The organism is Burkholderia sp. HMSC10F09, assembly GCF_001806955.1.
GTDB lineage: Bacteria > Pseudomonadota > Gammaproteobacteria > Burkholderiales > Burkholderiaceae > Burkholderia > Burkholderia multivorans.
This window is the reverse complement of record NZ_KV786608.1, coordinates 1-646: the sequence shown is the minus strand read 5'-3', so window position 1 is coordinate 646 and position 646 is coordinate 1. Positions and strand designations below refer to the sequence as shown.

The 646-nt window shown below is 62.1% G+C and carries 1 pseudogene; it reads right to left on the bottom strand.

Features of this window, described 5'->3' with window-relative positions:
* Positions 1–646, bottom strand: a pseudogene (locus HMPREF3115_RS07125) (IS4 family transposase); the annotation flags it as partial.

The following is a 646-nucleotide window of genomic DNA, read 5'->3' as shown; positions in this document are numbered from 1 at the left end:
CTGCACGCGCCGTCCACCACTCCGGCAGATCGGGGCATTTCTGCCGAGCCTGAGGCGAGACGCGCATGCGCACCAATGCATCGTCCGGTTTGCCCGACAGTACCTCCCAACGCGTATTGGACTTTGCCGGAATCAGGAAGTGGCGATTGCGTTCGCCCGAGCTCAGGCCGCACAGGATCTCGGCTGCCAGGAAGCCTTTGTCGAAGACCGTGAGCGAATGGTCGGGAATCTGCGCCAGCAGATTCTTGGCGTAGATCATCTCGTTGGTGTCGTAGCGGCCAAACGCAATGTTTGCTACCAGATGCGTCGGGATCGAGGTCAGCGTGACGGCCCGCACCTGCGGGTAGCTGGCCACCTTGCCGCTCGCGTAGCTTTGGGACCCGAAATGTTCCCGATTCGCGGCACTGTCCGGCGTGCGTAGCGTGGTGCCATCCATGGCCCACAAGCTAAGCCCTTTGAAGGCATGGCGCGCACCATCCTGCTTGCACCATGCCTGCGCGGTTTGCTCGAACAGCCAAGCTATCGGGGCGTGGCCTAAGCGCTGCCGGGCCTGGGTGACGGCCGCTCTTGCTGACGAACGTGGTCTCGTTGGGCAGCACCAGTTCCAGACTGTCCACCACTTCGCTGACTGACCAATGACGATAGA